This is a genomic window from Microbacterium sp. Leaf151 (genome assembly GCF_001424225.1).
Classification (GTDB): domain Bacteria; phylum Actinomycetota; class Actinomycetes; order Actinomycetales; family Microbacteriaceae; genus Microbacterium.
Genome location: NZ_LMOR01000001.1, coordinates 393636 through 415749 on the forward strand (window position 1 = coordinate 393636; position 22114 = coordinate 415749).

The 22114-nt window shown below is 69.8% G+C and carries 19 protein-coding genes; 9 read left to right on the forward strand and 10 right to left on the reverse strand.

From position 1 onward, the window contains the following. Nucleotide 1: 1 nt before the first annotated feature. From ASF76_RS01670 to ASF76_RS01685, 4 genes are all read right to left on the reverse strand, one after another. The gene (locus ASF76_RS01670) at nucleotides 2–1204 is read right to left on the reverse strand and encodes a glycosyltransferase (RefSeq protein WP_055953325.1); all 1203 of its coding nucleotides are present in this window, start codon (nucleotides 1202–1204) and stop codon (nucleotides 2–4) included. Nucleotides 1205–1511: 307 nt separating this feature from the next. Continuing rightward, nucleotides 1512–3689 carry an ABC transporter ATP-binding protein gene (locus ASF76_RS01675; RefSeq protein ID WP_235561208.1) on the reverse strand — a complete coding sequence of 726 codons (2178 nt, stop codon included), beginning with the start codon at nucleotides 3687–3689 and terminating at the stop codon, nucleotides 1512–1514. Next, nucleotides 3686–5413: an ABC transporter ATP-binding protein gene (locus tag ASF76_RS01680; RefSeq protein ID WP_055951994.1), complete on the reverse strand. Its 1728-nt coding sequence runs from the start codon at nucleotides 5411–5413 to the stop codon at nucleotides 3686–3688. The genes ASF76_RS01675 and ASF76_RS01680 overlap by 4 nt, the downstream gene beginning before the upstream one ends. A 153-nt stretch (nucleotides 5414–5566) precedes the next feature. Next, nucleotides 5567–6139, reverse strand: a complete 573-nt coding sequence (locus ASF76_RS01685) for a TetR/AcrR family transcriptional regulator (RefSeq protein WP_055951996.1) — start codon at nucleotides 6137–6139, stop codon at nucleotides 5567–5569. Between the two features lie 83 nt (nucleotides 6140–6222). Between ASF76_RS01685 and ASF76_RS01690 the strand changes: the two genes are divergently transcribed. The 3 genes from ASF76_RS01690 to ASF76_RS01700 are packed head-to-tail and all read left to right on the forward strand — an operon-like array spanning nucleotide 6223 to nucleotide 7548. After that, the gene (locus tag ASF76_RS01690) at nucleotides 6223–6453 is read left to right on the forward strand and encodes a hypothetical protein (RefSeq protein WP_055952006.1); all 231 of its coding nucleotides are present in this window, start codon (nucleotides 6223–6225) and stop codon (nucleotides 6451–6453) included. Nucleotides 6454–6463: 10 nt separating this feature from the next. Next, nucleotides 6464–6916, forward strand: a complete 453-nt coding sequence (locus ASF76_RS01695; RefSeq protein WP_055952010.1) for a nuclear transport factor 2 family protein — start codon at nucleotides 6464–6466, stop codon at nucleotides 6914–6916. A 38-nt stretch (nucleotides 6917–6954) separates the two neighbouring features. Continuing rightward, the gene (locus ASF76_RS01700) at nucleotides 6955–7548 is read left to right on the forward strand and encodes a hypothetical protein (RefSeq protein ID WP_055952013.1); all 594 of its coding nucleotides are present in this window, start codon (nucleotides 6955–6957) and stop codon (nucleotides 7546–7548) included. 217 nt (nucleotides 7549–7765) lie between these two features. On the opposite strand, the gene ASF76_RS01705 is transcribed toward ASF76_RS01700, so the two are convergent. From ASF76_RS01705 to ASF76_RS01725, 5 genes are all read right to left on the reverse strand, one after another. Further along, nucleotides 7766–8203: a heat shock protein transcriptional repressor HspR gene (locus tag ASF76_RS01705; protein ID WP_055952016.1), complete on the reverse strand. Its 438-nt coding sequence runs from the start codon at nucleotides 8201–8203 to the stop codon at nucleotides 7766–7768. Between the two features lie 78 nt (nucleotides 8204–8281). Beyond that, entirely contained in the window at nucleotides 8282–9262 is a 981-nt protein-coding gene (locus ASF76_RS01710; protein ID WP_055952019.1) for a DnaJ C-terminal domain-containing protein, read from the reverse strand. Nucleotides 9263–9273: 11 nt separating this feature from the next. Further along, nucleotides 9274–9891 carry a nucleotide exchange factor GrpE gene (locus ASF76_RS01715; protein WP_055952023.1) on the reverse strand — a complete coding sequence of 206 codons (618 nt, stop codon included), beginning with the start codon at nucleotides 9889–9891 and terminating at the stop codon, nucleotides 9274–9276. 9 nt (nucleotides 9892–9900) lie between these two features. Then, nucleotides 9901–11775, reverse strand: a complete 1875-nt coding sequence (gene dnaK, locus ASF76_RS01720; RefSeq protein WP_055952026.1) for a molecular chaperone DnaK — start codon at nucleotides 11773–11775, stop codon at nucleotides 9901–9903. Nucleotides 11776–12271: 496 nt separating this feature from the next. Next, on the reverse strand, nucleotides 12272–14047 hold the full coding sequence (locus ASF76_RS01725) for a DEAD/DEAH box helicase (RefSeq protein ID WP_055952029.1): 1776 nt from the start codon (nucleotides 14045–14047) through the stop codon (nucleotides 12272–12274). Nucleotides 14048–14175: 128 nt separating this feature from the next. Between ASF76_RS01725 and ASF76_RS01730 the strand changes: the two genes are divergently transcribed. Beyond that, on the forward strand, nucleotides 14176–15546 hold the full coding sequence (locus tag ASF76_RS01730) for an MFS transporter (RefSeq protein WP_055953327.1): 1371 nt from the start codon (nucleotides 14176–14178) through the stop codon (nucleotides 15544–15546). Nucleotides 15547–15740: 194 nt separating this feature from the next. Here ASF76_RS01730 and ASF76_RS17385 read toward each other — a convergent pair whose 3' ends face one another. Next, nucleotides 15741–16247 carry a MarR family winged helix-turn-helix transcriptional regulator gene (locus ASF76_RS17385; protein WP_082484792.1) on the reverse strand — a complete coding sequence of 169 codons (507 nt, stop codon included), beginning with the start codon at nucleotides 16245–16247 and terminating at the stop codon, nucleotides 15741–15743. A gap of 105 nt (nucleotides 16248–16352) precedes the next feature. Here ASF76_RS17385 and ASF76_RS01740 point away from each other — a divergent pair, with 105 nt between their 5' ends. The 5 genes from ASF76_RS01740 to ASF76_RS01760 all read left to right on the forward strand — a co-directional run bounded on the left by ASF76_RS01740 (nucleotide 16353) and on the right by ASF76_RS01760 (nucleotide 22101). Then, nucleotides 16353–17177: a hypothetical protein gene (locus ASF76_RS01740; RefSeq protein WP_055952032.1), complete on the forward strand. Its 825-nt coding sequence runs from the start codon at nucleotides 16353–16355 to the stop codon at nucleotides 17175–17177. Between the two features lie 223 nt (nucleotides 17178–17400). Then, on the forward strand, nucleotides 17401–19116 hold the full coding sequence (locus ASF76_RS01745; protein ID WP_082484793.1) for a nitrite/sulfite reductase: 1716 nt from the start codon (nucleotides 17401–17403) through the stop codon (nucleotides 19114–19116). Further along, nucleotides 19113–19856 (forward strand): phosphoadenylyl-sulfate reductase, encoded by a 744-nt coding sequence (locus ASF76_RS01750; RefSeq protein WP_055952038.1) that lies wholly within the window; start codon nucleotides 19113–19115, stop codon nucleotides 19854–19856. The genes ASF76_RS01745 and ASF76_RS01750 overlap by 4 nt, the downstream gene beginning before the upstream one ends. Next, on the forward strand, nucleotides 19853–20770 hold the full coding sequence (cysD, locus tag ASF76_RS01755) for a sulfate adenylyltransferase subunit CysD (RefSeq protein ID WP_308220490.1): 918 nt from the start codon (nucleotides 19853–19855) through the stop codon (nucleotides 20768–20770). The genes ASF76_RS01750 and cysD overlap by 4 nt, the downstream gene beginning before the upstream one ends. After that, the gene (locus ASF76_RS01760) at nucleotides 20770–22101 is read left to right on the forward strand and encodes a sulfate adenylyltransferase subunit 1 (RefSeq protein WP_055952044.1); all 1332 of its coding nucleotides are present in this window, start codon (nucleotides 20770–20772) and stop codon (nucleotides 22099–22101) included. Before cysD ends, ASF76_RS01760 begins: the two co-directional genes overlap by 1 nt. Nucleotides 22102–22114: the final 13 nt, after the last annotated feature.

A 22114-nucleotide genomic window follows, 5' to 3' on the forward strand; every position in this document is an offset into this window, starting at 1 on the left:
ACTACTCCGGCAGCGGTCGACCGCGGTACAGCGCCTCGAAGGTGTCGAGGGTGCGGGTGATGTCGTGCACCGCGACGGCATCGAGAGAGGCCTGCTGCATGCGTTCGCGGTCGTCCGACGAGGCGGTGAGCACGTCGGTCAGCCGTTCGGCGAGCTCCTCGGCGTCGCCGGGCGTGAAGAGGTAGCCGTTCTCGCCGTGGTGCACGAGGTGCGGCAATGCCACGGCGTCGGCCGCGACGATCGGCAGCCCGGAGGCCATGGCCTCCATCGTCGCGATCGACTGCAGCTCCGCGATCGACGCGATGGCGAACACGCTGGCGCGTGAGTACAGCCTGCGCAGGTCTTCCTCGGAGGCGTGGCCGTGGAAGGTCACGCGGGAGGCGACCCCCAGCTGTTGTGCGAGAGCCTCGAGCTTGGCGCGCTGGTCGCCGCCGCCGACGATGTCGAACGTCACGTCGAGGGCGGGGTCGAGCTGCGACAGGGCCGTGAGCACGACGTCGATGTGCTTCTCGGTGGTGAGGCGACCGACGAAGAGGATGCGGTTCGCGTCGCGAGGCGTGAGGTCGGGGCGATAGTTCGAGCGGTCGATGCCGCACGAGATCGGGATGACGCCCGAGATGTCGATGGTCGACTCGAGGAAGTCGGCCGCTTTGCGCGTGGGCGTGGTCACCGCGCGCGTCATCTTGAACGTGCGCTCGGCGTCGGCCCAGGCGAGCTTGACGAAGATGCGGTCGAGGAAATCGGGGAGGGTCGTGAAGTCGAGGATGTTCTCGGCCATGACGTGGTTGGTTGCGACGACGGGGATGCCGCGCTTTCGAGCCTCGCGCGTGAGTCCTCGTCCGATGATGATGTGCGACTGGATGTGCACGACGTCGGGCTTGATCTCGTCGAGCAGCAGGCGGGCGTAGTGCTTGGACCGCCATGGCAGCACGAAGGTGAGCCAGTCGTGCGGCAGGAAGCGGTAAGCGGGAAGCCGGTGCATCGGAACCGGCTGACCCTCGATGGTCTCTGTCGCCGACCCGGCGCCGCGACGGTCGACGGCCGGCGCCGCGACGTGCACGTCGTGGCCGCGGGCGACGAGTCCGGCGGCCAGGCGCTCGGCGAAGCGCGCAGCTCCGTTGACATGGGGGAGGAAGGTGTCGGCGCCGATGAGGATGCGAAGCGGGCGGTCGGGGGTGTTCGCCGCCTCGGATCGGCCGGATATCTCGGTCGACGCGACGGGCGCGGACTGGTCGGCGGGCGTCGCAGGAGTGGTCACGAGGGGTGAGGCCTATCTATGCGGCGGTCGGGTCGCGCGGTGAGGATCATGCGCCGTCCACTGTACCGGAGCGGGTTTCGTCGCTTCGGCGACTGTCCCCAGGGTGAGGCTCTCGCCGGGCGCGGCGCGGGAGGGACGAGACGGCGCCGCCGGGCACCCGACGCGACCGCGCCGTCGAGCCCACCGCCCGCACGACCAAGCCCGCCCGGCGCACGGCCGGACGGGCTCGTCAGCGGATAGCCCGTCGCGCGGGTCAGCCCTCGCCGTCGATTCGGCGGTCGGGGGCGGGCGAGCCGTGGGCGGGGCGCGGCGGGCCGTCGGTACCCGCGGGAGCACGGACCTCGGATGCCGCGGCCGCCATCGCCGACACCACCACAGCGTCGTCAGCGGGCGGCGCGTGCCGCGGATCGACGGAACGCTCGGCCTCGGTCTCGACGGTGTCGAGGTCGGACGCCGCCTGCTCGAACTGCGAACGGTAGAGGCGGTAGTACGCACCACCGGCGGAGATGAGCTCGTCGTGCGTACCCTTCTCGACGATGTCGCCGTGCTCCATCACCAGGATGAGATCGGCGTCGCGGATCGTCGACAGCCGGTGCGCGATGACGAACGACGTGCGCCCCTCGCGGAGCGCGGCCATCGCCTGCTGCAGCAGCAACTCGGTGCGGGTGTCGACCGACGAGGTCGCCTCGTCGAGGATGAGCACCGACGGCCGGGCGACGAACGCGCGGGCGATGGTGATCAGCTGCTTCTCACCCGCCGAGACGTTGGCGGCGTCTTCGTCGAGCACGGTGTCGTAGCCGTCGGGCAGCGAGTGCACGAACTGGTCGACGCGCGTGGCGACGGCGGCCTCGACGATCTCGTCGTCGGTCGCGCTCTCGCGCCCGTAGCGGATGTTGTCGCGGATCGTGCCGGCGAACAGCCACGGGTCCTGCAGCACCATTCCGGTGCGGGCACGGACATCGTCGCGACGGAGGTCGGCGATGTCCTGCCCGTCGAGCAGGATGCGACCGCCGTCGAGTTCGTAGAACCGCATGATGAGGTTGACCAGCGTCGTCTTGCCGGCGCCGGTGGGCCCGACGATGGCGACCGTCTGTCCGGGCTCGACGCGGAACGACAGGTCGGTGATGAGCGGCCGGTCGGGCGTGTAGGCGAAGCGCACGTTCTCGAACTCGATGACACCGTGTCCGCCGACGTGGTCGGGGGCGTCTGCGGCATCCGGGTCTTGCTCGTCGGCGTCGAGCAGCGCGAAAACGCGCTCGGCCGATGCGGTGCCCGACTGCACCACCGCGGCCATACCGCCCAGCTGCGACAGCGGCTGAGTGAACTGCTGCGAGTACTGGATGAAGGCCTGCACGTCACCGAGGCGGAGCTGCCCGCCGGCCACCATGAGACCGCCGAGCACGGCGATGCCGACGTAGGTGAGGTTTCCGACGAACATCATGCCGGGCATGATCATGCCGGACAGGAACTGCGCCTTGAAGCTCGCCTCGTACAACTCTTCGTTCTCGACCTCGAATTTGTCTCGGGCGTCTTTCTCGCGTCCGTACACCTTGACGAGGGCGTGACCTGAGAACGACTCCTCGACGCGGGCGTTGAGGCGACCGACCTTCTTCCACTGTTCGCCGAACGCCTTCTGCGACTGGGGTCCGATGACGCCGAAGATGACGGCCATCAGCGGAAGGGAGACGAGAGCGACGAGAGCGAGCTGCCACGAGATCGTGAACATCATGATGAGCACGCCGACGACCGTGAGAACGGAGGTCAGCGCGCTCGAGAGCGACTGCTGCATGGTCTGCGTGATGTTGTCGACGTCGTTGGTGACACGCGAGATCAGCTCTCCGCGCTGCACCTTGTCGAAGTACGACAGCGGCAGGCGGTTGATCTTCGCCTCGAGGTCTTCACGCAGGCGCCACATCGTGCGCACCATGATGACGTTGATGACGTAGCCCTGGATCCACGACAGCAGCGACGAACCGACGTAGATCGCCAGGACGGCGACCACCACCATGCGCAGGGCGTCGAAGTCGACACCTGCGCCGACGGAGAAGTTGTTCATCGCCCCGACGATGTTGGCGACATCGCCCTGGCCCGCCGCGCGGAGAGCCTCGACGACATCGGCCTGCGAGGTGCCGGCCGGGAACTGCTCGGCCAACCCCTTCGAGACCACGCCCTCGAAGATGATGTTCGTGGCGTCGCCGAGCACGCGGGGCGCGAGCACGGCGAGCACGACGCCGAGGGCGCCGAGCACGGAGACGAATGTGAACGCCCCCGCGTAGGGGCGCAGGAGGCCGATCAGCCGGCGGAAGCTGGGGCCGAAGTTCGACGCCTTTCCGGGCGCCACGCTGTCCCAGTCGCCGGAATTGAGTCGAGCCTGCTCGGCCAACTCGAGTTCGGCCCGCTCCTCTTCGGTGAGCGCATCGGTGGTGCTCATGCCTCCACCCCCAACTGCGACTCGACGATCTCGCGGTAGGTGCTGCTGGTCTGCAGGAGCTCCTCGTGGGTGCCGACGCCCGCGAGTCGTCCTTCTTCGAGAACCACGATGCGATCGGCCCCCGTGATCGTCGACACGCGCTGGGCGACGACGATCTTCGTCACCTCGGGCAGCTCTTGCCACAACGCCTGTCGGAGCCGGGCATCGGTGCTGAGGTCGAGCGCCGAGAAGGAGTCGTCGAATACGAGCACCGCCGGGCGATGCACGATGGCCCGCGCGATAGCGAGGCGCTGGCGCTGACCACCCGACACGTTCGTGCCGCCCTGGGCGATGCGCCCGTCGAGTCGGCCCTCCATCGCCTCGACGAAGTCGCGCCCCTGCGCGATCTCGAGCGCCTTCCACAGTTCGTCGTCGGTGGCGTCCTCCCGCCCGAAGCGGAGGTTGGATGCCACGGTGCCGCTGAAGAGGAAGGGCCGCTGCGGGACGAGCCCGATGCTCTTCCAGAGCCCGTCGAGGTCTGCCTCTCGCACGTCGACACCCCCGACGCGCACGGCGCCCGCGGTGACGTCGAACAGTCGCGGGAGGAGAGAGACGAGCGTCGTCTTTCCGGCGCCGGTGGAGCCGACGATGGCGACGGTCTCGCCCGGACGGGCGGTGAAACTGATGCCCGACACCACGGCCGACTCGGCGCCCGGGTAGGCGAACGAGACATCGTCGAACTCGATGGCCCCGCGCTCGGGGAACACGCTCACGGGGTTCGCGGGTCGTTCGAGTGTCGAATGACTGTCGAGCACCTCGCCGATGCGCTCAGCGGACACGGCCGCCCGGGGGATCATCACCGTCATGAAGCTCGCCATGAGGACTCCCATGAGGATCTGCGCCACGTACTGCATGAAGGCGAACAGCGTGCCGATCTGCACGCCGCCCTGATCGACCTGGATGCCGCCGAACCAGATCACGCCGACGACGGTGACGTTCAGCACGAGCATGGCCAGCGGGAACAGCAGTACGAAGAGGGAACCCACCTTGCGCCCGACGATCATGATGTCGGTGTTCGCCCCGCGGAACCGCTCTTCTTCGATGCGCTCGCGGACGAACGCGCGCACGACGCGCACGCCGGTGAGCTGCTCGCGCATGATGCGGTTCACCGCGTCGAGCTTCGCCTGGTAGCTGCGGAAGAGCGGCACCATGCGCGCGATGATGAGGCCCGCGGCGATCAGGAGTGTGGGCACCGAGACGGCGATCAACCAGCTGAGGCCGACGTCTTGCTGCAGCGCCATGAAGACGCCACCGATCGCCAGCAACGGTGCGCTGACGAGCATGGTCGCGCCCATCATCGCCAGCATCTGCACCTGCTGCACGTCGTTGGTGTTGCGGGTGATGAGCGACCCGGCCCCGAACTGCGACAGCTCGCGCTCGGAGAAGCCGCTGACCTTCTCGAAGATGTCGCGACGGATGTCGCGGCCCGCGGCCATCGCCGCGCGAGCGGCGAAGTAGGTCGCGATGACGGAGGCGGTGATCTGACCGAGCGAGATGGCGAGCATCATCGACCCCTGGGACCAGATGAAGGCCGTGTCGCCCCGTGCGACGCCCTGGTCGATGATGTCGGCGTTCAGCCGTGGGAGGTAGAGCGACGCCATGGCCGCCACGAACTGGAAAACCAGCAATGCAAGGAGCAACCACCGGTACCGGGAGAGGTAGCGGATGAGGATTTTGCCGAGCACGGCACCTCCAGAACAGGTCGATGCGGTCGCGGTGGCCGCGGGATACAGCCTGGCACCAACCTCCGACACCGGCGACCCCCTGCGCTGCGGGAGCGTTCTCTCGTCGCGAACGCCGCCCGTGGGGCGCGACGCATTCGGAGCGCCCCGGCCGCCCTACGACCGCATCGGATCTCCGGCGTCCTCCACCACCCGCGCGTACGCATCGAGCAGCAGGGCGGGCGTCGCATCGGCTGCGAGCGAGCCGACAGCACCCTGGGCATCGAGCGAGGCGAGCCCGTGCGCGAGCGCCCAGCTGATGATCGTGAGTGCGCTCGGCTCCCCCGACTCCGCCCCACCTGTGGCCGCGACGAGCGCGAGGAGCGAGGCACGGCGCGCGTCGACCAGCTCGGGGGTGCTCTCGTCGACCTCGCCGGGGCGGAACATCAGGTCGTAGAGCGCGGGATGTCGACGAGCGAACGCCACGTACCGCTTTCCGAGTTCAGCGAGGACCGACCGACCCTCCGAGATCGGCTCGTCGAGCTCGGCGGCCAGTTCTCGGAACCCCTGCGCCGCGACGGCGGACAGCATGCCGGTGCGATCTCCGAAGCTGTAGGCCGGCGCCGCGTGCGACACCCCGGCACGGCGGGCGACGGCGCGCAGACTCACTCGGCCGTAGCCGTGATCGTCGAGTTCCGCGCGGGCAGCCGCGATCAGGCGTCCACGCAGATCTCCGTCTGAAGGTTCCATGGATCGATTCTCGCGAGAGGGGTTGACAGTGTCAAGTAGTCGCGCCACGATGACTTGACACTGTCAACCAGATCGGAGTTCTCATGGCCTTCCTGTCCCGCCCCGGCACACGTCGCTCCCTCTCGCGCGTCATCCACCTCGTCGCCGGCGCCCTGATCGGGACGTTCGTGTACGCGCCCCCCGCCTTCGCGGAGCCGATGCGCCTGCTGCTCCAGGCGGTCGTCATCCCCGCGATCGTCCTCAGCGGCCTCTACCTGTGGAAGCAGGCCGCCATCCACCGCCGTCTCCGCGCGTTCACCCGCGCACGATCCTGAAAGGGATGCCGTGTATCACTTCCTGGTCCGCCGACTCGCCCGCCGCAACTTCGAACTGGTGAACGCGCGAGAATTCGACGCTCTTCTCGCCGCGTGCACCGACGACATCCACCACCGCTTCAGTGTCGACCACGCGCTGGGCGGCGAGCGCCACGATAAGGACGCCCTGCGGCGTTGGTTCGAGCGGCTCGTCGCCGTCACGCCGACGCTGCACCTGACGGTGCACGACGTGTGGGCGGCCGGCGGCCCGTGGCACACCACGATCACCATCCGCTGGACGGCCACGGCCGATCTGCCCGACGGCTCCGCCTACCGCAATCACGGGGTGCACATCGTACGCATGCGATGGGGTAAGGCCTACGAGATCGACGCCAACGAAGACTCGCAGGCCGTCGCCGGGGCCCTGCGTCAGTGGGGAGCGGCGGGTGCGAAGGATGCCCTCGCCGCGCCCATGGTGTCGTGACTCATCCGCCGCACAGCCCCGGCTCGTAGGCTGAAGCCATGTCTCGACTGCAGGCCGACGCTCCCGCCGACCTCTGGGTGCCCGTGACCGGATCTCTCGGCTTGCGCGGGCGTCGTCACCGGAAGGCGGCGATCGGCATGCTGCTGAGCCAGGCGAACCAGGCCGCCGGCGCGACCCCCCGGCCCGGCGGTGGCGCGTTCGCGTGGATCCTCAGCCAAGCCGCCCCCCTGCTGATGCGCCGCGCCGCCGGTCGCGTGCTCGTGTGGGTGTGGAAGAGCGATCCCGAGCTGCTCGTCGTCATGGCGCAGCTGCAGGAGGCCACCCCGCAGGCGCGTACCGCGCGGGCCATGATGCCGATGGAGTACGACGACACCGAATCTTTCCCCAACCCCTTCCTGGGGGTGGGCGAGAAGCTCGCGATGCCGCTGCCGAGCGACGCACGCACTCCCCCGTTCGCGACGTACACGTGGGACACGGGCTCGCACTTCGTGACCGTGACCGCGGTGTGCGCCGATCGGGAGCGGTTCGGCACGGTCATCGGAGCCGTGGATGCCGTGGCCCGCACGATCCGCGTGGCCGACGACCTGCGGGTCGGCGAATCGCCGACGGTCCTGCGGCTCGACCCCGCCTGACCCCGGCGGCGACCGGTCCCCTCAACGGGCTCCAGGACCTTGCGCCACGACAGCCGCCGCGCCGACCGGCCTCGGAACCCGCCCATCCCGGGGTGATTGAGCCTGTCGACGCACCGGAGGAAATGGCATCCGGTCTCCGACGAAGGGCTCACGGGCCATGGGTGGCCGAGCCCGTCGAAGCCACCAGCACTCCCGGTATCCGGGATCCCGCGGGGGGTCAGTCGCCGTGCATGTCGCGCGGACGCCAGAGGACGATGTCGGTGGCACGGCGCACGCGTGCACCGTGGCGGAGGGTGACGACGGAGCCCGTGGCTCCGGCCGCGAAGACGCGCGCACCCGGTCGAGACTGGCGTTCGACGGTGAGCTGACGCTCGAGGTCGTTCACACGACGGGCGAGGTCGTGCACCTGCTGCTCGAGGGTGAGCAGGCGGGCGATGGCGGGGAGGCTCATGCCCTCGCCCGACAGCCGGGCGACCTCGCGCAGCTGCTGAACATGACGGCTCGAGTACCTCCGCGATCCACCCTGGGTGCGCGCGGGCACGACGAGACCGAGCCGGTCGTACTGCCGCAGCGTCTGCGGGTGCATGTTCGTCAGCTCCGCCGCGGCGGCGATGGCGAAGATGGGGGCGTCTTCGTCGATCTCCCTCTCGGGCACGGTGTCTCCTCTCCGTCGCTCCGGCGGGTCCCCGGCATCCTGCGATCACGGATGCCGGAGACCTCCCGTTTAGCAGTTCTACCGCGCTTTGGACATCAGGTCGGCGCGGGGGTTCTCTTTCGGCTGGAGTGCCTGGAACCGCTCGAGGGCCTCGCGGGCGGCGTCGTCGAGATGCGCGGGAACCGCAACCTGCACCTCGGCGAGCAGATCGCCGGAGCCCTTGGTCGACTCGATCCCGCGACCCTTGACGCGCAGGACGCGCCCCGACGGAGTGCCGGGCGCGACGCGGAGCCGCACCGGGTCGCCGCCGAGGGTGGGGACCTCGATGGTCGCGCCAAGGGCTGCCTCGGTGAAGGTCACCGGCACCGTCACCCGCAGGTTGAGGCCGTCACGCGTGAACACCGGGTGCGGGCGAACCGCGACGGTCACCACGATGTCTCCGGTCTCCCCGCCGTCGGGAGATCTGCGGCCACGGCCCCGGAGACGGATCTTCTGACCGTCGGAGACGCCCGCCGGGATCTTCACCTTGAAGGGCACGTTGTCTTCGCCCTGGAGGGTGATGGTCTCGCCTTTGGCCGCCGTGACGAAGTCGATCGTCGTCCGCGCCGTGACGTCGGCACCGCGCTGCGGGCCGCCGAAGCCACGGAATCCGCCGGTGGTCTGACCGAACCGGCCGGAGCCGAACCCGCCGCCCTGCTGATCGAACATCGAGAAGATGTCCTCGAAGCCGGGCTGCGGCTGACCCCGGCCCTGACCGAACCGGCTGAAGACATCGTCGAAGCCCCCGCCGCCGCCCGTCCCCGGAGCGGAGAAACGCGCACCCGAGCCCATGGCCCGGATCTGGTCGTACTCCTCGCGCTGCTCGGGGTCGTTGAGGACCGAGTAGGCCTCGCTGATCTCCTTGAACTTGGCCTCGGCCTTCGCGTCTCCCGGGTTCGAGTCGGGGTGGTACTGACGCGCGAGCTTGCGGTACGTCTTCTTCAGATCGGCCGCGCTGACGCTCTTGTCGACACCGAGGACCTTGTAGAAGTCCTTGTCGAACCAGTCCTGACTCGCCATTGGTCCTCCTCTTAGGCCGGCACGGCGACGACGACCTTCGCGGGCCGCAGCTCGACCGAGCCGAGGCGATAGCCGACTTCGACGACCTCCAGGATCGTCGTCTCGGTCACGCCGGGGGTCGGCGCCTGGAAGATCGCCTCGTGCTGCTGCGGGTCGAACACGTCGCCGACGGCGCCGTACGACACCACGCCGAGACGCTCGGCAACGGCGCGCACCTTGTCGCCGATGGCGGCGAAGGGCGTGCCCTCGACGAGGTCGCCGTGCTTGACAGCTCGGTCGAGGTCGTCCATGACGGGCAGCAAGCCCTTCACGGCTTCGCCCTTGGCCCGCTCGATCTCGCGCTCGCGCTGGTCTTCGGTGCGCCGACGGTAGTTGGCGTACTCGGCCTGGAGGCGCTTGAGGTCTATCAGCAGCGAGGCCTCCTTGTCGGAGCCCGCTCCCTCTGCCGCGGCTTCGGGGGTCTGCTCGGCGCCGAGGATGTCGTCGATGGTCAGGCCATCGGCATCCACGTCCTGCGTCTCGGACCGCTCGCCCGACGGCGCGGGGCCGGAGGTGTTCTCCTCCGGCCCCGTCGTCTCGTCAGGACCGGCGCCCGAGCCCGTGGGCTGTTCGTCGTCCTTGTGTGCCATGGTCTCTGCTTACTTCTTCTCTTCTTCGGGCTTGTCGTCTTCGACGACCTCGGCGTCGATGACGTCTTCCTCGGGGTTCGGCGTCTCACCGTTTCCGGGCTGCCCCACGTTGGGGTCGGCGGGCTGACCCGCGGCCTGCGACGAGGCGTAGATGGCCTCGCCGAGCTTGCCCTGGCTGGCGTTCAGCTTGTCGAACGCGGCCTTGACCGCGTCGTCGTCGTCACCGGCGAGAGCCGTCTTGAGCGCGTCGACGTCGCCCTGAACCTCGGTCTTGACCTCGGCGGGGAGCTTGTCGTCGTTCTCTTTGATGAGCTTGTCGATCGAGTACGACAGGGTCTCAGCCTGGTTGCGCGTCTCGGCGGACTCGCGGCGCTTCTTGTCGTCGGCCGCGTTCTCCTCGGCCTCACGCACCATGCGCTCGATGTCCTCCTTGGGCAGCGACGAGCCGCCCGTGATGGTCATCGACTGCTCCTTGCCGGTGCCCTTGTCCTTCGCCGAGACGTGCACGATGCCGTTCGCGTCGATGTCGAAGGTGACCTCCACCTGCGGGATGCCGCGGGGAGCCGGGGCGATGCCGGTGAGCTCGAAGGTGCCGAGCGGCTTGTTGTCGCGGGTGAACTCGCGCTCGCCCTGGAAGACCTGGATCGCGACCGACGGCTGGTTGTCGTCGGCGGTGGTGAAGGTCTCGCTGCGCTTGGTCGGGATGGCCGTGTTGCGCTCGATGAGCTTGGTCATGATGCCGCCCTTGGTCTCGATACCGAGGCTCAGGGGGGTGACGTCGATGAGAAGGACGTCCTTGCGCTCGCCCTTGAGGACACCGGCCTGCAGGGCTGCGCCCACGGCCACGACCTCGTCGGGGTTCACGCCCTTGTTGGCATCCTTACCCGTCTCCTTCTTCACCAGCTCGGCGACCGCGGGCATGCGGGTCGAGCCGCCGACGAGCACCACGTGGGCGATGTCGTCGACCTTGACGCCGGCCTCGCGGATGACGTCGGAGAAGGGCTTGCGCGTGCGGTCGAGGAGGTCCTTGGTGAGGTCCTCGAACTTGGCACGGGTGAGGGTCTCGCTCAGCGAGACGGGGCCCGAGTCGGTCAGCGACAGGTAGGGGAGGTTGATGCTCGTCGACGTGGACGACGACAGCTCCTTCTTCGCCTGCTCGGCCGCTTCCTTCAGACGCTGCAGGGCGATCTTGTCGCCCGAGACGTCGACGCCGGTGGTGTCCTTGAACTGCTTGATGAGGTACTCGACGACACGCTGGTCCCAGTCGTCGCCACCGAGGCGGTTGTCGCCGGAGGTGGCGCGCACCTGGATGGTGGAGAAGTCGTCGTCCTTGCCCACCTCGAGCAGCGACACGTCGAACGTTCCGCCACCGAGGTCGAAGACCAGGATGAGCTCGTCTTCCTTGCCCTTGTCGAGGCCGTACGCCAGCGCAGCCGCGGTCGGCTCGTTGATGATGCGCAGGACGTTCAGGCCCGCGATCTCACCGGCCTCCTTCGTGGCCTGACGCTCGGCGTCGTTGAAGTACGCGGGGACCGTGATGACGGCATCCGCCACGCTGTCACCGAGGTACTCCTCGGCGTCACGCTTGAGCTTCTGCAGGATGCGGGCCGAGATCTCCTGCGGCGTCCACTTCTTGCCGTCGACGTCGAAGCCCCAGGTCGTGCCCATGTGGCGCTTGACGCTGGAGATGGTGCGGTCGACGTTGGTGACGGCCTGGCGCTTGGCGGTCTCGCCGACGAGCACCTCGCCGTCCTTCGTGTAGGCGACGACCGAGGGGGTCGTGCGGAAACCCTCGGCGTTGGCGATGACCTTGGGCTCGCCACCCTCGAGCACGCTCACGACGGAGTTGGTCGTACCGAGGTCGATTCCCACTGCACGGGGCATATGTGTCTCCTTGCTTGTGAGCCGGGCGGTGCCGCGACTCGAGGTTGATGCGAAGTCTGCTTCGCGGGTTGAGCCGCGATGACTCAAGGTTATCGCGGCCCCGCAGAGAGGTCAAGGCGACTTGATATGAATTGGCTCAACTTCTGGATGCCGCGCCGTGCGCGCGCGGCCGACCGGGGCGTCGGCCGCTCGGCGAGCAGGGCGTCGGCGTGCGGCGAGCTCGCCGCGCGGTCTCACGCAGGAGCAGTCCGCCCGCGTCGGGGCTCGCAATGTGCACCGGGGCGATCGCCGGACGCCCCGCTGCACATTTCGCGCCCCAACCGCACCGCCCCGGCCGCCTTCCGCCACATGAGGCTCCCCTCATCGTCGCGCTGCCGCATCGCTACCGCGCGTCGAGATACCGAGGTATCCGCCCACCGACGGGGGTCGCCTCCGCGCACGCACGACGCCCCCGCGACCCGAAGGTCAGCGGGGGCGTCGAACGGATGCCGCGGGGTCAGTCGCGGTCGCGGTCGCTCTCGCGGCGCTGGGGACGGTCGCTGCGCTTGGCGGAGCGTCCGCCGCCGTCGAGGCGCAGGTCGATCAGCTGACCCGAGATGCGGGTGTCGGCGAGGCGGCCGATCGTGTCGCTCGACAGGTCGACGGGCAGCTCGACGAGCGAGAAGTCCTGGCGGATCTGGATCGCGCCGAAGTCGTTGCGACGCAGCCCGCCCTCGTTCGCGAGAGCGCCGACGATCTGCCGGGGCTCGACGCGCTGACGACGACCGACGGCGATGCGGTAAGTAGCGAAGCGGCCGGAGGTGTCGCGCCGAGGGCCACCCTCACGCGACCCGCCGTCGCGGGACCCGCCGTCGCGACCCCCGCCGTCACGCGCGGGACGCTCGGTGTCGAAGCGCTGCTGACGGAAGGCCTCGGCCTCGAGCAGCAGCGGGGTGTCGCCCTGGGCGACCACGGCGAGCGCTGCGGCCACGTCGGCCTCGGGAACGTCGTGGTGCTCGACGTAGTGGGCCACGACGTCGCGGAAGGTCGCGATCGCCGCGGTGTCTTCGAGGGCGGTGGTGATCGCGTCGTCGAAGCGGGTGAGGCGGGTGGCGTTGACGTCGTCGACGCTCGGCAGCGACATTTCGGTCAGCGGCTGGCGCGTGGCCTTCTCGATCGCGGTGAGCATGCGGCGCTCGCGCGGGGTGACGAAGCTGATCGCGTCACCGGTGCGGCCGGCGCGACCGGTGCGGCCGATGCGGTGCACGTACGACTCGGTGTCGATCGGCAGGTCGTAGTTGACGACGTGGCTGATGCGATCCACGTCGAGACCGCGGGCAGCGACGTCGGTGGCGACGAGGATGTCGAGCTTGCCGGACTTCAGCTGGTTGACCGTGCGCTCGCGCTGCACCTGGGCGACGTCGCCGTTGATCGCGGCAGCGGTGTACCCGCGGGCGCGGAGCTTTTCGGCGACCGTCTCGGTCTCGTTCTTGGTACGGGTGAAGACGATCATGCCCTCGAAGTTCTCGACCTCGAGGATGCGCGTGAGGGCGTCGATCTTCTGCTGGTACGACACGATCAGGTAGCGCTGTGAGATGTTCGTCGAGGTCGCGGTCTTGGTCTTGACCGTGATCTCTTCGGGATCGTTCAGGTACTGGGCCGAGATGCGACGGATCTGCGCGGGCATGGTCGCCGAGAACAGGGCGACCTGCTTCGTCTTGGGGGTGTCGGCGAGGATCGTCTCGACGTCTTCGGCGAAGCCCATCTTGAGCATCTCGTCGGCCTCGTCGAGCACGAGGTACTTCAGCTCGCTCAGGTCGAGGGTGCCCTTGTCGAGGTGGTCCATGATGCGACCGGGCGTACCCACGACGATGTCGACGCCGCGGCGCAGCGCCGACAGCTGCTGGCCGTAGCCCTGACCGCCGTAGACGGGGAGCACCGAGACGCCCTTGATGTGCGCGGCGTACTTCTCGAACGCCTCGCACACCTGCAACGCGAGCTCGCGGGTGGGGGCGAGAACGAGGGCCTGGGGGTTCTTGTGCCCGGTCTCCATCTGCGACAGCACGGGCAACGCGAAGGCCGCGGTCTTACCGGTACCGGTCTGCGCGAGACCGACGACGTCGCGGCCCTGCAGGAGCACGGGAATGGTCGCGGCCTGGATCGCGGAGGGGGTCTCGTAGCCGACGTCTTTGAGGGCCTTGAGCACGTTGGCATCCAGACCCAGATCGGAGAAGGTGAGGGGGGCGGGAGCGGTCTCCGCCTCAGCGGAGTCGACGGGGGATTCGGATGCCATGACTCCACGGTAGTCGGCTCCACGCCCGCGCGCGGGCGTGGAGATAACCTGAACGCGCCCGCCGACGCCGGCGCCGCGAGATCCCGGGCACCACCGGGTGTTCACCGAAGGGTCCTAGCGTGACCGACATGCCCTCCCCGGCGAACGTTTCGCCCCCCGAATCCGCCCGCCGGCCCGTGCTGGCCTGGGCCCTGTGGGATTGGGGTTCCGCCGCGTTCAACGCGGTCGTGACGACCTTCGTCTTCAGCACCTACCTGGCGAGCTCGCTCTTCGTCGACCCGGCCGTTCGCGCGGCGGCGAACGGGAACGCCGACGATCCCGCCCTCGTACGCGCGCTCGCCGACAACGCCAGTGCCGTCGGCGTCGCCCTGATGATCGCCGGCATCGTGGTCGCCCTCGTCGCCCCGGTGCTGGGGCAGCGCTCCGACGGCACGGGCCGGCGCAAACTCTGGCTGGGCGTGAACACCGGTGTGGTCGTGCTCGCGATGGCGGCGATGGTGTTCGTCGAGGGCACGCCGGGATACCTCGTGCTCGGGGCCACGCTGCTCGCCGTCGGCAACGTCTTCTTCGAGTTCGCCAGCGTCAACTACTATGCCATGCTCACGCAGGTCTCCACGCGCGAGAACATCGGCCGCGTCTCGGGCTTCGGCTGGGGCATGGGATACGTCGGCGGCATCGTACTGCTGCTCCTGCTGCTGGTGCTGTTCATCCAGAGCTTCGGGGATCCGGATGCCGGGGGCCTGCTCGCCGTCACCGAGGAGGGCGGACTGAACATCCGGCTCGCCGTGCTCGCGTCCGCCCTCTGGTACGCCGTGTTCGCGATCCCGGTGCTGCTGCGCGTGCCCGAGATCCCGGCGCAGCACCGCCGGGTGCGCGTCGGCTTCCTCCGCTCCTACGTCCTGCTGTGGGGCACGCTCCGCTCGCTCTGGCGCGACAGCCCGCAGGTGCTGCTGTTCCTCGTCGCCAGCGCCGTCTTCCGTGACGGTCTCGCGGGCGTGTTCACCTTCGGGGCGATCATCGCGGCGCAGGTGTTCGGATTCAGCTCCACCGAGGTGCTGTACTTCGCCGTCGCGGCGAACGTCGTCGCCGGCGTCAGCACCTTCGTCGCCGGGCGGTTCGATGACCGATTCGGGCCGAAGCGGGTGATCCTGGCGTCCCTGATCAGCCTCATCGTGCTCGGCATCGTGATGCTCTTCATCGGCACGTCGCAGACCGGCTTCTGGTTCGTGGGACTGGGCCTCGGCCTCTTCGTCGGCCCGGTGCAGTCGGCCAGTCGCTCTTTCCTGGCCCGGGTGGCCCCGGAGGGCCGCGAGGGCGAGATGTTCGGCCTCTACGCCACGACCGGCCGCGCGGTGTCTTTCCTCGCGCCGGGCCTGTTCGCGCTGTTCGTCGGTGTGACGGGTGACACGCGCCTCGGCATCCTGGGGATCGTGCTGATCCTCGCCGCGGGGCTGCTGCTCATGCTGCCGGTGAAGGTGAAGGGCGCCGTCATCCGCTGACCGCGCGCGTTCGCCGTTCGCCGACGACCGGCGCGCCGCGCCCACCGCAGAAACGGCGACGCTTAAACAGCGTTCGTGCGCAGAGACACTCCCACAGCGTGTTTATGCGCACGAACAGCGTTTATGCGTCGCTGGCCCCGCCCGGGCGCGGTCGCGGGACGGGATGACGGCCCCGAGGGACGGATGCCGCGGACTCAGTCGCGTGGCCAGGCGTCGGCGAATTTCGCCAGCAGGCGCGCGAATTCGGTCCGCTCGCCGTCGCTGAACGACTCGAGGGCGGAGCGCACGGCATCCCGCCGACGTCCGCGGAAGCCCGACACGAGCCCCTGTCCCTCGGGCGTCAGCCGCACGCGGGTGCGGCGCGCGTCGTCGGGGTCGGGCTCGCGCGCGACGAGACCCAGCTCGACCGACTGCTGCACGAGGCGTGATGCGCGCGGCTGATCGACCCCTACCGCGTCGGCGATCTCGCCGACCGACAGCGATCCGGATGCCGCGACGAGGGCGTCGAGCATGCGCAGGCGCGCGGGCCCCCCGAACCGTCCGTGGGCGGGGTCGGCCCACGGGGGTGCGCCGCGGCCCCACGGACCCCCGTGACCACCGTGCGGGTGGTGGTGCGCCTCGGGCGGGAACGGAGGACGCGGGCGCCGTCCGCGCAGGCGCGCGAGGGCTGCGGCGATCTCGTCGGCGGCATCGGTGGACATACCCGGATTTTACATGTCGCTTGACAAGCACTCGGAATACATGTCACAGTACATTCGTTGTCACATGACATGCACCGGCGGATCGTCCGCCGACGAAAGGACCCCATGAACACCCCCACACCTTCTGATCCCCGCGCCCTCGCGCATCGCCTCATCACGGCCGGCCACGCGCTGCACCACCGTCTGTTCGCGCAGCTGCACGACAGCGGCATCCATCCCAAGACCCTCCTGCTGCTCGGCGCCGTCGACGGACGCATCGACGCCCCCTGGGTTCTCGACCGCCTGGCACGCGGCGGCAAGCGGGTCACCGCCCTCTCCGACCGCGGCTGGATCGTGCGCGACGGCGACGGGTGGTCGCTGACCGACGAGGGCCGCGCCCTCCTCGACCGCGTGGATGCCGAGCGCTCGGCGCTACTGGCCGACGTGCCGGCCGAGCAGCTCGAGAACCTGACCGCGGCGCTCGACGCGCTCGCGGCGACCCTCGACGTCGACGACGCCGAGACGACCGGCCGCGGCCCCCGCGGCGGCTTCCGCGTCATCCCCGGCGTCGGTCGACACGGCTTCGGCCCCGACCCCCGCAGGGCCTTCGGTCCGAACGAGCACCGCGGGTTCCGCGTGGGCGAGCGCGGCGCAGGCTCCTCCACCCACCACCCGGCGCATCCCGGCGATCACCCCGCTTCCGACTCCGGTCCGGGCGAACGTGACGCGTCCAGATCGCGCGAATTCGGCCGCCCGTCACACGGGCAGGGTCGCGGCGCGCACGAGCGGTGCCACCCCGCACGCGAGCACCGCGGAGGCGAGCACGGTCGCGACGGCGGACCCCGCCACGATCACCGCCGTGGCCACGAACGCGCGTTCGAGCGCGGCTTCGACGCCGGCTTCCAGCGCGGACGCGAGGCGGGCGGCGCTGCCACCGAGCCTCAGGCATGAGTCCTGCGATGCGTCCGCGGCCGAGGCCCCCGTGCGGGACCACGGTCGCGGACCCCGAGCTACTGCGTTCCGGCTGATCACGCAACATCCGCGGTCGTACGTGACGCCCCGTGTCACTTCGCGACGCTCTGAGACGCACTCATTGGCCGGCATCCGCAGCCCGCTCTAGCGTCTGGGGGAATGCCGCCGGTATGCCGCACCGGCGCAGCGAAGGAACAGTCGCATCGTGACCACCAGCCACACCCCACCGCGCGCCGCCACCCGGCCGCCGCGCCCGTCGACCAAGCCCAACGGGCAATGGAAGATCGACGGCACCACGCCTCTCAACGGAAACGAGGAGTGGAAGCAGGTCGACGACGGTCTGGCCGTGCGCGAGCGCATCGAGAACATCTACGCCGCGGGCGGCTTCTCCTCCATCGACCCGACCGATCTGCACGGCCGGTTCCGCGTGTGGGGCCTGTACACCCAGCGCAAGCCCGGCATCGACGGCGGTCGCACCGCCACCCTGAGCCCCGAAGAGCTCGAAGACGAGTACTTCATGCTCCGCGTGCGCATCGACGGCGGGCAGCTCACCACCGAGCAGCTGCGCGTCATCGCCGGCATCTCGCAGGAGTTCGGCCGCGACACCGCCGATCTCACCGACCGCCAGAACGTGCAGCTGCACTGGGTCGAGGTCGAGTCGATGCCCGAGATCTGGCGCCGGCTCGAAGCGGTCGGGCTCGGCACGACCGAGGCGTGCGGCGACGTGCCGCGCGTCGTGCTGGGCTCCCCCGTCGCGGGGATCTCCGCCGAAGAGCTCATCGACCCGACGCCGCAGATCGACGAGATCACGAGCCGCTTCATCGGCGATCCGACGCTCTCGAACCTTCCGCGCAAGTTCAAGTCGGCCATCACCGGCCACCCCAACCACGACGTGGTGCACGAGATCAACGACGTCGCGTTCGTCGCCGTCGAGCACCCCGAGCTCGGCATCGGGTACGACCTGTGGGTCGGTGGCGGCCTGTCGACCACCCCGCGCCTCGGCGAGCGCCTGGGTGTCTTCGTCGCACCCGAGCGGGTCGCCGAAGCCTGGCACGGCGTCGCGCAGATCTTCCGCGACTACGGCTACCGGCGTCTCCGCAACAAGGCGCGCCTGAAGTTCCTGCTCGCCGAATGGGGGACCGAGAAGTTCCGTCAGGTGCTGCAGGACGAATACCTCGGCTACGCCCTGCCCGACGGTCCCACGCTGCCCAAGCCCGCCGCCCCCGGTGACCACGTCGGCATCCACCGTCAGAAGGACGGCCGCTTCTACGTCGGCGCGACGCCCATCGTCGGCCGCGTCTCGGGTACCACCCTCGCCCGTCTCGCCGACCTCATCGAGGAGCACGGATCGACGCGGCTGCGCACGACCCCGCACCAGAAGGTCGTCATCCTCGACATCCCCGAGGACCGGGTCGAGTCGCTCGTCGCCGGTCTCGACGACCTCGGCCTGCAGGCACGACCGAGTCTCATCCGCCGCGGCACCATCGCGTGCACCGGCATCGAGTTCTGCAAGCTCGCGATCGTCGAGACCAAGGTCAACGCCACCGCCGCGGTCCTCGAGCTCGAGGAGCGCCTCGCGGGCTTCGACCTGCCGCACCCCATCTCGCTGCACGTCAACGGCTGCCCCAACTCGTGCGCACGCATCCAGACCGCCGACATCGGCCTCAAGGGTCAGCTCGTCACGATCGACGGCGAGCAGGTGCCCGGCTACCAGGTGCACCTCGGCGGAGGGCTCGCCTCCCAGGACCGCGACGAGGCCGGCCTCGGTCGCACGGTCCGCGGCCTCAAGGTCGCCGCCGACGGCATCGCCGACTACGTGGACCGGGTCGTGCACCGCTTCCTCGACGACCGCGACGCCGGCATCGACGAGACCTTCGCCCAGTGGGCCCACCGCGCCGACGAGGAGGCCCTGCAGTGACCGTGTCGCTCGCCCCCCGCATCACCGCGCGCCGCAGCGCCGCCGAGCTCGAAGCTCTCGCCGAACAGGGCAACGAAGAGCTCCGCAGCCTCGCGGCCGATGAGGCGACCCCCGCCGAGGTCATCGCCTGGGTCGCCCGGCACTTCGCGCCCGAAGCGGCGGCCGTCGCCTGCTCGATGGCGGATGCCGCGCTGCCGCACCTCGTGTCCGAGCAGCTGCCGAACGTCGACGTGCTCTTCCTCGACACCGGCTATCACTTCCGCGAGACCCACTTCACGCGCGACGAGGTCGACCGCGCCCTCGACGTACGCGTCGTCGACGTGCTGCCCGAGCAGACGGTCGCCGAACAGGATGACGAGTTCGGCGCGCGCCTGTACGAGCGCGACCCCGCATTGTGCTGCGCCCGCCGCAAGGTCGACCCCCTGCAGGGAGCGCTCGGCGGCTACGAGGTGTGGTTCACCGGCGTCCGCCGCGACGAGGCGCCCACGCGCACGAACACCCCGCTGGTCACCTGGGACGAGCGCAACGGCCTCGTCAAGGTGAACCCGGTCGCGGCGTGGAGCTTCGACGACCTCATCGGGTACGCCAACGACCAGAAGGTGCCGGTCAACCTCCTCCTCACCCACGGCTACCCCTCCATCGGGTGCGAGCCGTGCACGCGCCCGGTCGCCCCGGGCGAAGATCCCCGGTCCGGCCGCTGGGCGGGCCTGTCGAAGACCGAATGCGGGTTGCACACATGAGCGCTGTGTCCACGGCATCCACTGCCCTCTCCACCCTCGACCTGCTCGAGGCCGAGGCGATCCACGTCATCCGCGAGGTCGTCGCCGAGTTCGAGCGGCCCGTGCTGCTGTTCTCGGGCGGCAAGGACTCCGTCGTGGTGCTGCACCTCGCGACGAAGGCGTTCGCGCCGGGCCGCGTGCCCTTCCCCGTGCTGCACGTCGACACGGGCCACAACTTCCCCGAGGTGCTGGCGTTCCGCGACGAGACGGTCGAGCGCCTCGGCCTGCGCCTCGAGGTCGCGCGCGTGCAGGACTACATCGACGACGGCCGCCTGCAGGAGCGCTCCGACGGCACGCGCAACCCGCTGCAGACACTGCCGCTGCTGGATGCCATCGCCGCCGGCCGCCATGACGCCGTCTTCGGCGGGGCCCGCCGCGACGAGGACAAGGCGCGGGCGAAGGAGCGCATCATCTCGCTGCGCGACGAGTTCGGGCAGTGGGACCCACGTAACCAGCGGCCGGAACTGTGGAGCCTGTACAACGGTCGCCACACCCCCGGCCAGCACGTGCGCGCGTTCCCGATCTCGAACTGGACCGAGCTCGACATCTGGCGCTACATCGAGCGCGAGGCCATCGCGCTGCCGCCGCTGTACTTCGCGCACGAACGCGAGGTGTATCGCCGGGGCGACATGTGGCATCCGGTCGGTCCGTTCTCCCCTCCCCGTGAGGACGAGCGGGTCGAGGTGCGCACCGTCCGCTACCGCACCGTCGGCGACATGAGCTGCACCGGAGCGGTCGAATCGGATGCCGCAGACCTGACGTCGATCGTCGCCGAGGTCGCACGCACCACCATCACCGAACGCGGCGCCACCCGCGCCGACGACCGCCTCAGCGAGGCGGCCATGGAGGATCGCAAAAAGGACGGGTACTTCTGATGTCGCTCGACACCCTCGAGGCGCCGGTCCGAACGACCGAGCCGACGCTCTTCCGCTTCGCCACCGCGGGCTCCGTCGACGACGGAAAGTCCACGCTCGTGGGTCGGCTGCTGCATGACGCGAAGGCGATCCTCGCCGACCAGCTCGAGCAGGTCGCGCGCACCTCGGCCGACCGCGGCTTCGCGCACGGCGCGTTCGATTTCGCGCTGCTGACCGACGGCCTGCGCGCCGAGCGCGAGCAGGGCATCACGATCGATGTCGCCTACCGCTACTTCGCCACCGGCACGCGGTCGTTCATCCTCGCCGACTGCCCCGGGCACGTGCAGTACACGCGCAACATGGTCACCGGCTCAACGACGGCCGACGCCGTCGTCGTACTCGTCGACGCCCGCGCCGGCGTGGTCGAGCAGACGCGCCGCCACCTCGCCGTGGTCGCGCTGCTGCGCGTGCCGCACGTGATCATCGCGGTGAACAAGATCGACCTCGTCGACTTCTCGGCCGAGGTGTTCGCCCGCGTCGCCGCCGACGCGCGATCGGTGGCGACCGAGCTCGAGATCGACGACCTGCACGTGCTGCCCGTGTCGGCCCTCGAGGGCGACAACATCGTCGACCGCTCGACCCGCACGCCCTGGTACGACGGCCCCGCGCTTCTCGAACTGCTCGAGACGCTCCCCTCGGCCGACGAGGCCATCCGCGACGCCGAGCCGCTGCGCCTGCCCGTGCAGTCGGTCATCCGTCCGCAGGGCGGGCTGTCGCCGGAGCTCGCCGCCGACCCCGAGACCGCCACGGCCCTGCGCGACTACCGCGCGGTCGCCGGGCGCATCTCCCGCGGCGCCGTGCGCGTGGGCGACGAGGTCGAGGTGTCGAGCTCGGGCGTTCGCACGGTGGTACGCGGCATCCGGGTCGCGGGTGTTCCGGCCGACAGCGCCGTGGCCCCGCAGTCCGTGTCGCTCGAACTCGCCGACGACGTGGATGCCGCCCGCGGCGCCGTCATCGCCTCGGCGGGCACGCTGCCCCCGGCCCGCCGCGAGGCCGACGTCGAGCTCTTCCAGCTCGACGCGCGGCCCCTGACGCCCGGCGCGCGCGTCCTCGTGAAGCACGGCACCGCCACGGTGCAGGCGATCGTGGCATCCATCGATTCCCGGTACGACCTCGACGCCCTCACCCACGTCGACGCCGACCGACTGCAGACGAACGACATCGGCCGCGCGCGCCTGCGCCTGGCCGCCGACCTGCCGCTGGAGCCGTACCGCGACAGCCGCCACGAGGGCTCGTTCCTCGTCATCCATCCGTCCGACGGCGCGACTCTCGCCGCCGGAATCGTGCGCTGACCGGCGCCGATCC

What these genes read in the sequence shown, in the direction of transcription:
- ASF76_RS01675 (WP_235561208.1), bottom strand. Translation starts at nt 3,689, where the DNA reads ATGAGCACCACCGATGCGCTCACCGAAGAGGAGCGGGCCGAACTCGAG.
- ASF76_RS01685 (WP_055951996.1), bottom strand. Translation starts at nt 6,139, where the DNA reads ATGGAACCTTCAGACGGAGATCTGCGTGGACGCCTGATCGCGGCTGCC.
- ASF76_RS01690 (WP_055952006.1), top strand. Translation starts at nt 6,223, where the DNA reads ATGGCCTTCCTGTCCCGCCCCGGCACACGTCGCTCCCTCTCGCGCGTC.
- ASF76_RS01700 (WP_055952013.1), top strand. Translation starts at nt 6,955, where the DNA reads ATGTCTCGACTGCAGGCCGACGCTCCCGCCGACCTCTGGGTGCCCGTG.
- ASF76_RS01710 (WP_055952019.1), bottom strand. Translation starts at nt 9,262, where the DNA reads ATGGCGAGTCAGGACTGGTTCGACAAGGACTTCTACAAGGTCCTCGGT.
- ASF76_RS01715 (WP_055952023.1), bottom strand. Translation starts at nt 9,891, where the DNA reads ATGGCACACAAGGACGACGAACAGCCCACGGGCTCGGGCGCCGGTCCT.
- dnaK (WP_055952026.1), bottom strand. Translation starts at nt 11,775, where the DNA reads ATGCCCCGTGCAGTGGGAATCGACCTCGGTACGACCAACTCCGTCGTG.
- ASF76_RS01725 (WP_055952029.1), bottom strand. Translation starts at nt 14,047, where the DNA reads ATGGCATCCGAATCCCCCGTCGACTCCGCTGAGGCGGAGACCGCTCCC.
- ASF76_RS01730 (WP_055953327.1), top strand. Translation starts at nt 14,176, where the DNA reads ATGCCCTCCCCGGCGAACGTTTCGCCCCCCGAATCCGCCCGCCGGCCC.
- ASF76_RS17385 (WP_082484792.1), bottom strand. Translation starts at nt 16,247, where the DNA reads ATGTCCACCGATGCCGCCGACGAGATCGCCGCAGCCCTCGCGCGCCTG.
- ASF76_RS01740 (WP_055952032.1), top strand. Translation starts at nt 16,353, where the DNA reads ATGAACACCCCCACACCTTCTGATCCCCGCGCCCTCGCGCATCGCCTC.
- cysD (WP_308220490.1), top strand. Translation starts at nt 19,853, where the DNA reads ATGAGCGCTGTGTCCACGGCATCCACTGCCCTCTCCACCCTCGACCTG.
- ASF76_RS01760 (WP_055952044.1), top strand. Translation starts at nt 20,770, where the DNA reads ATGTCGCTCGACACCCTCGAGGCGCCGGTCCGAACGACCGAGCCGACG.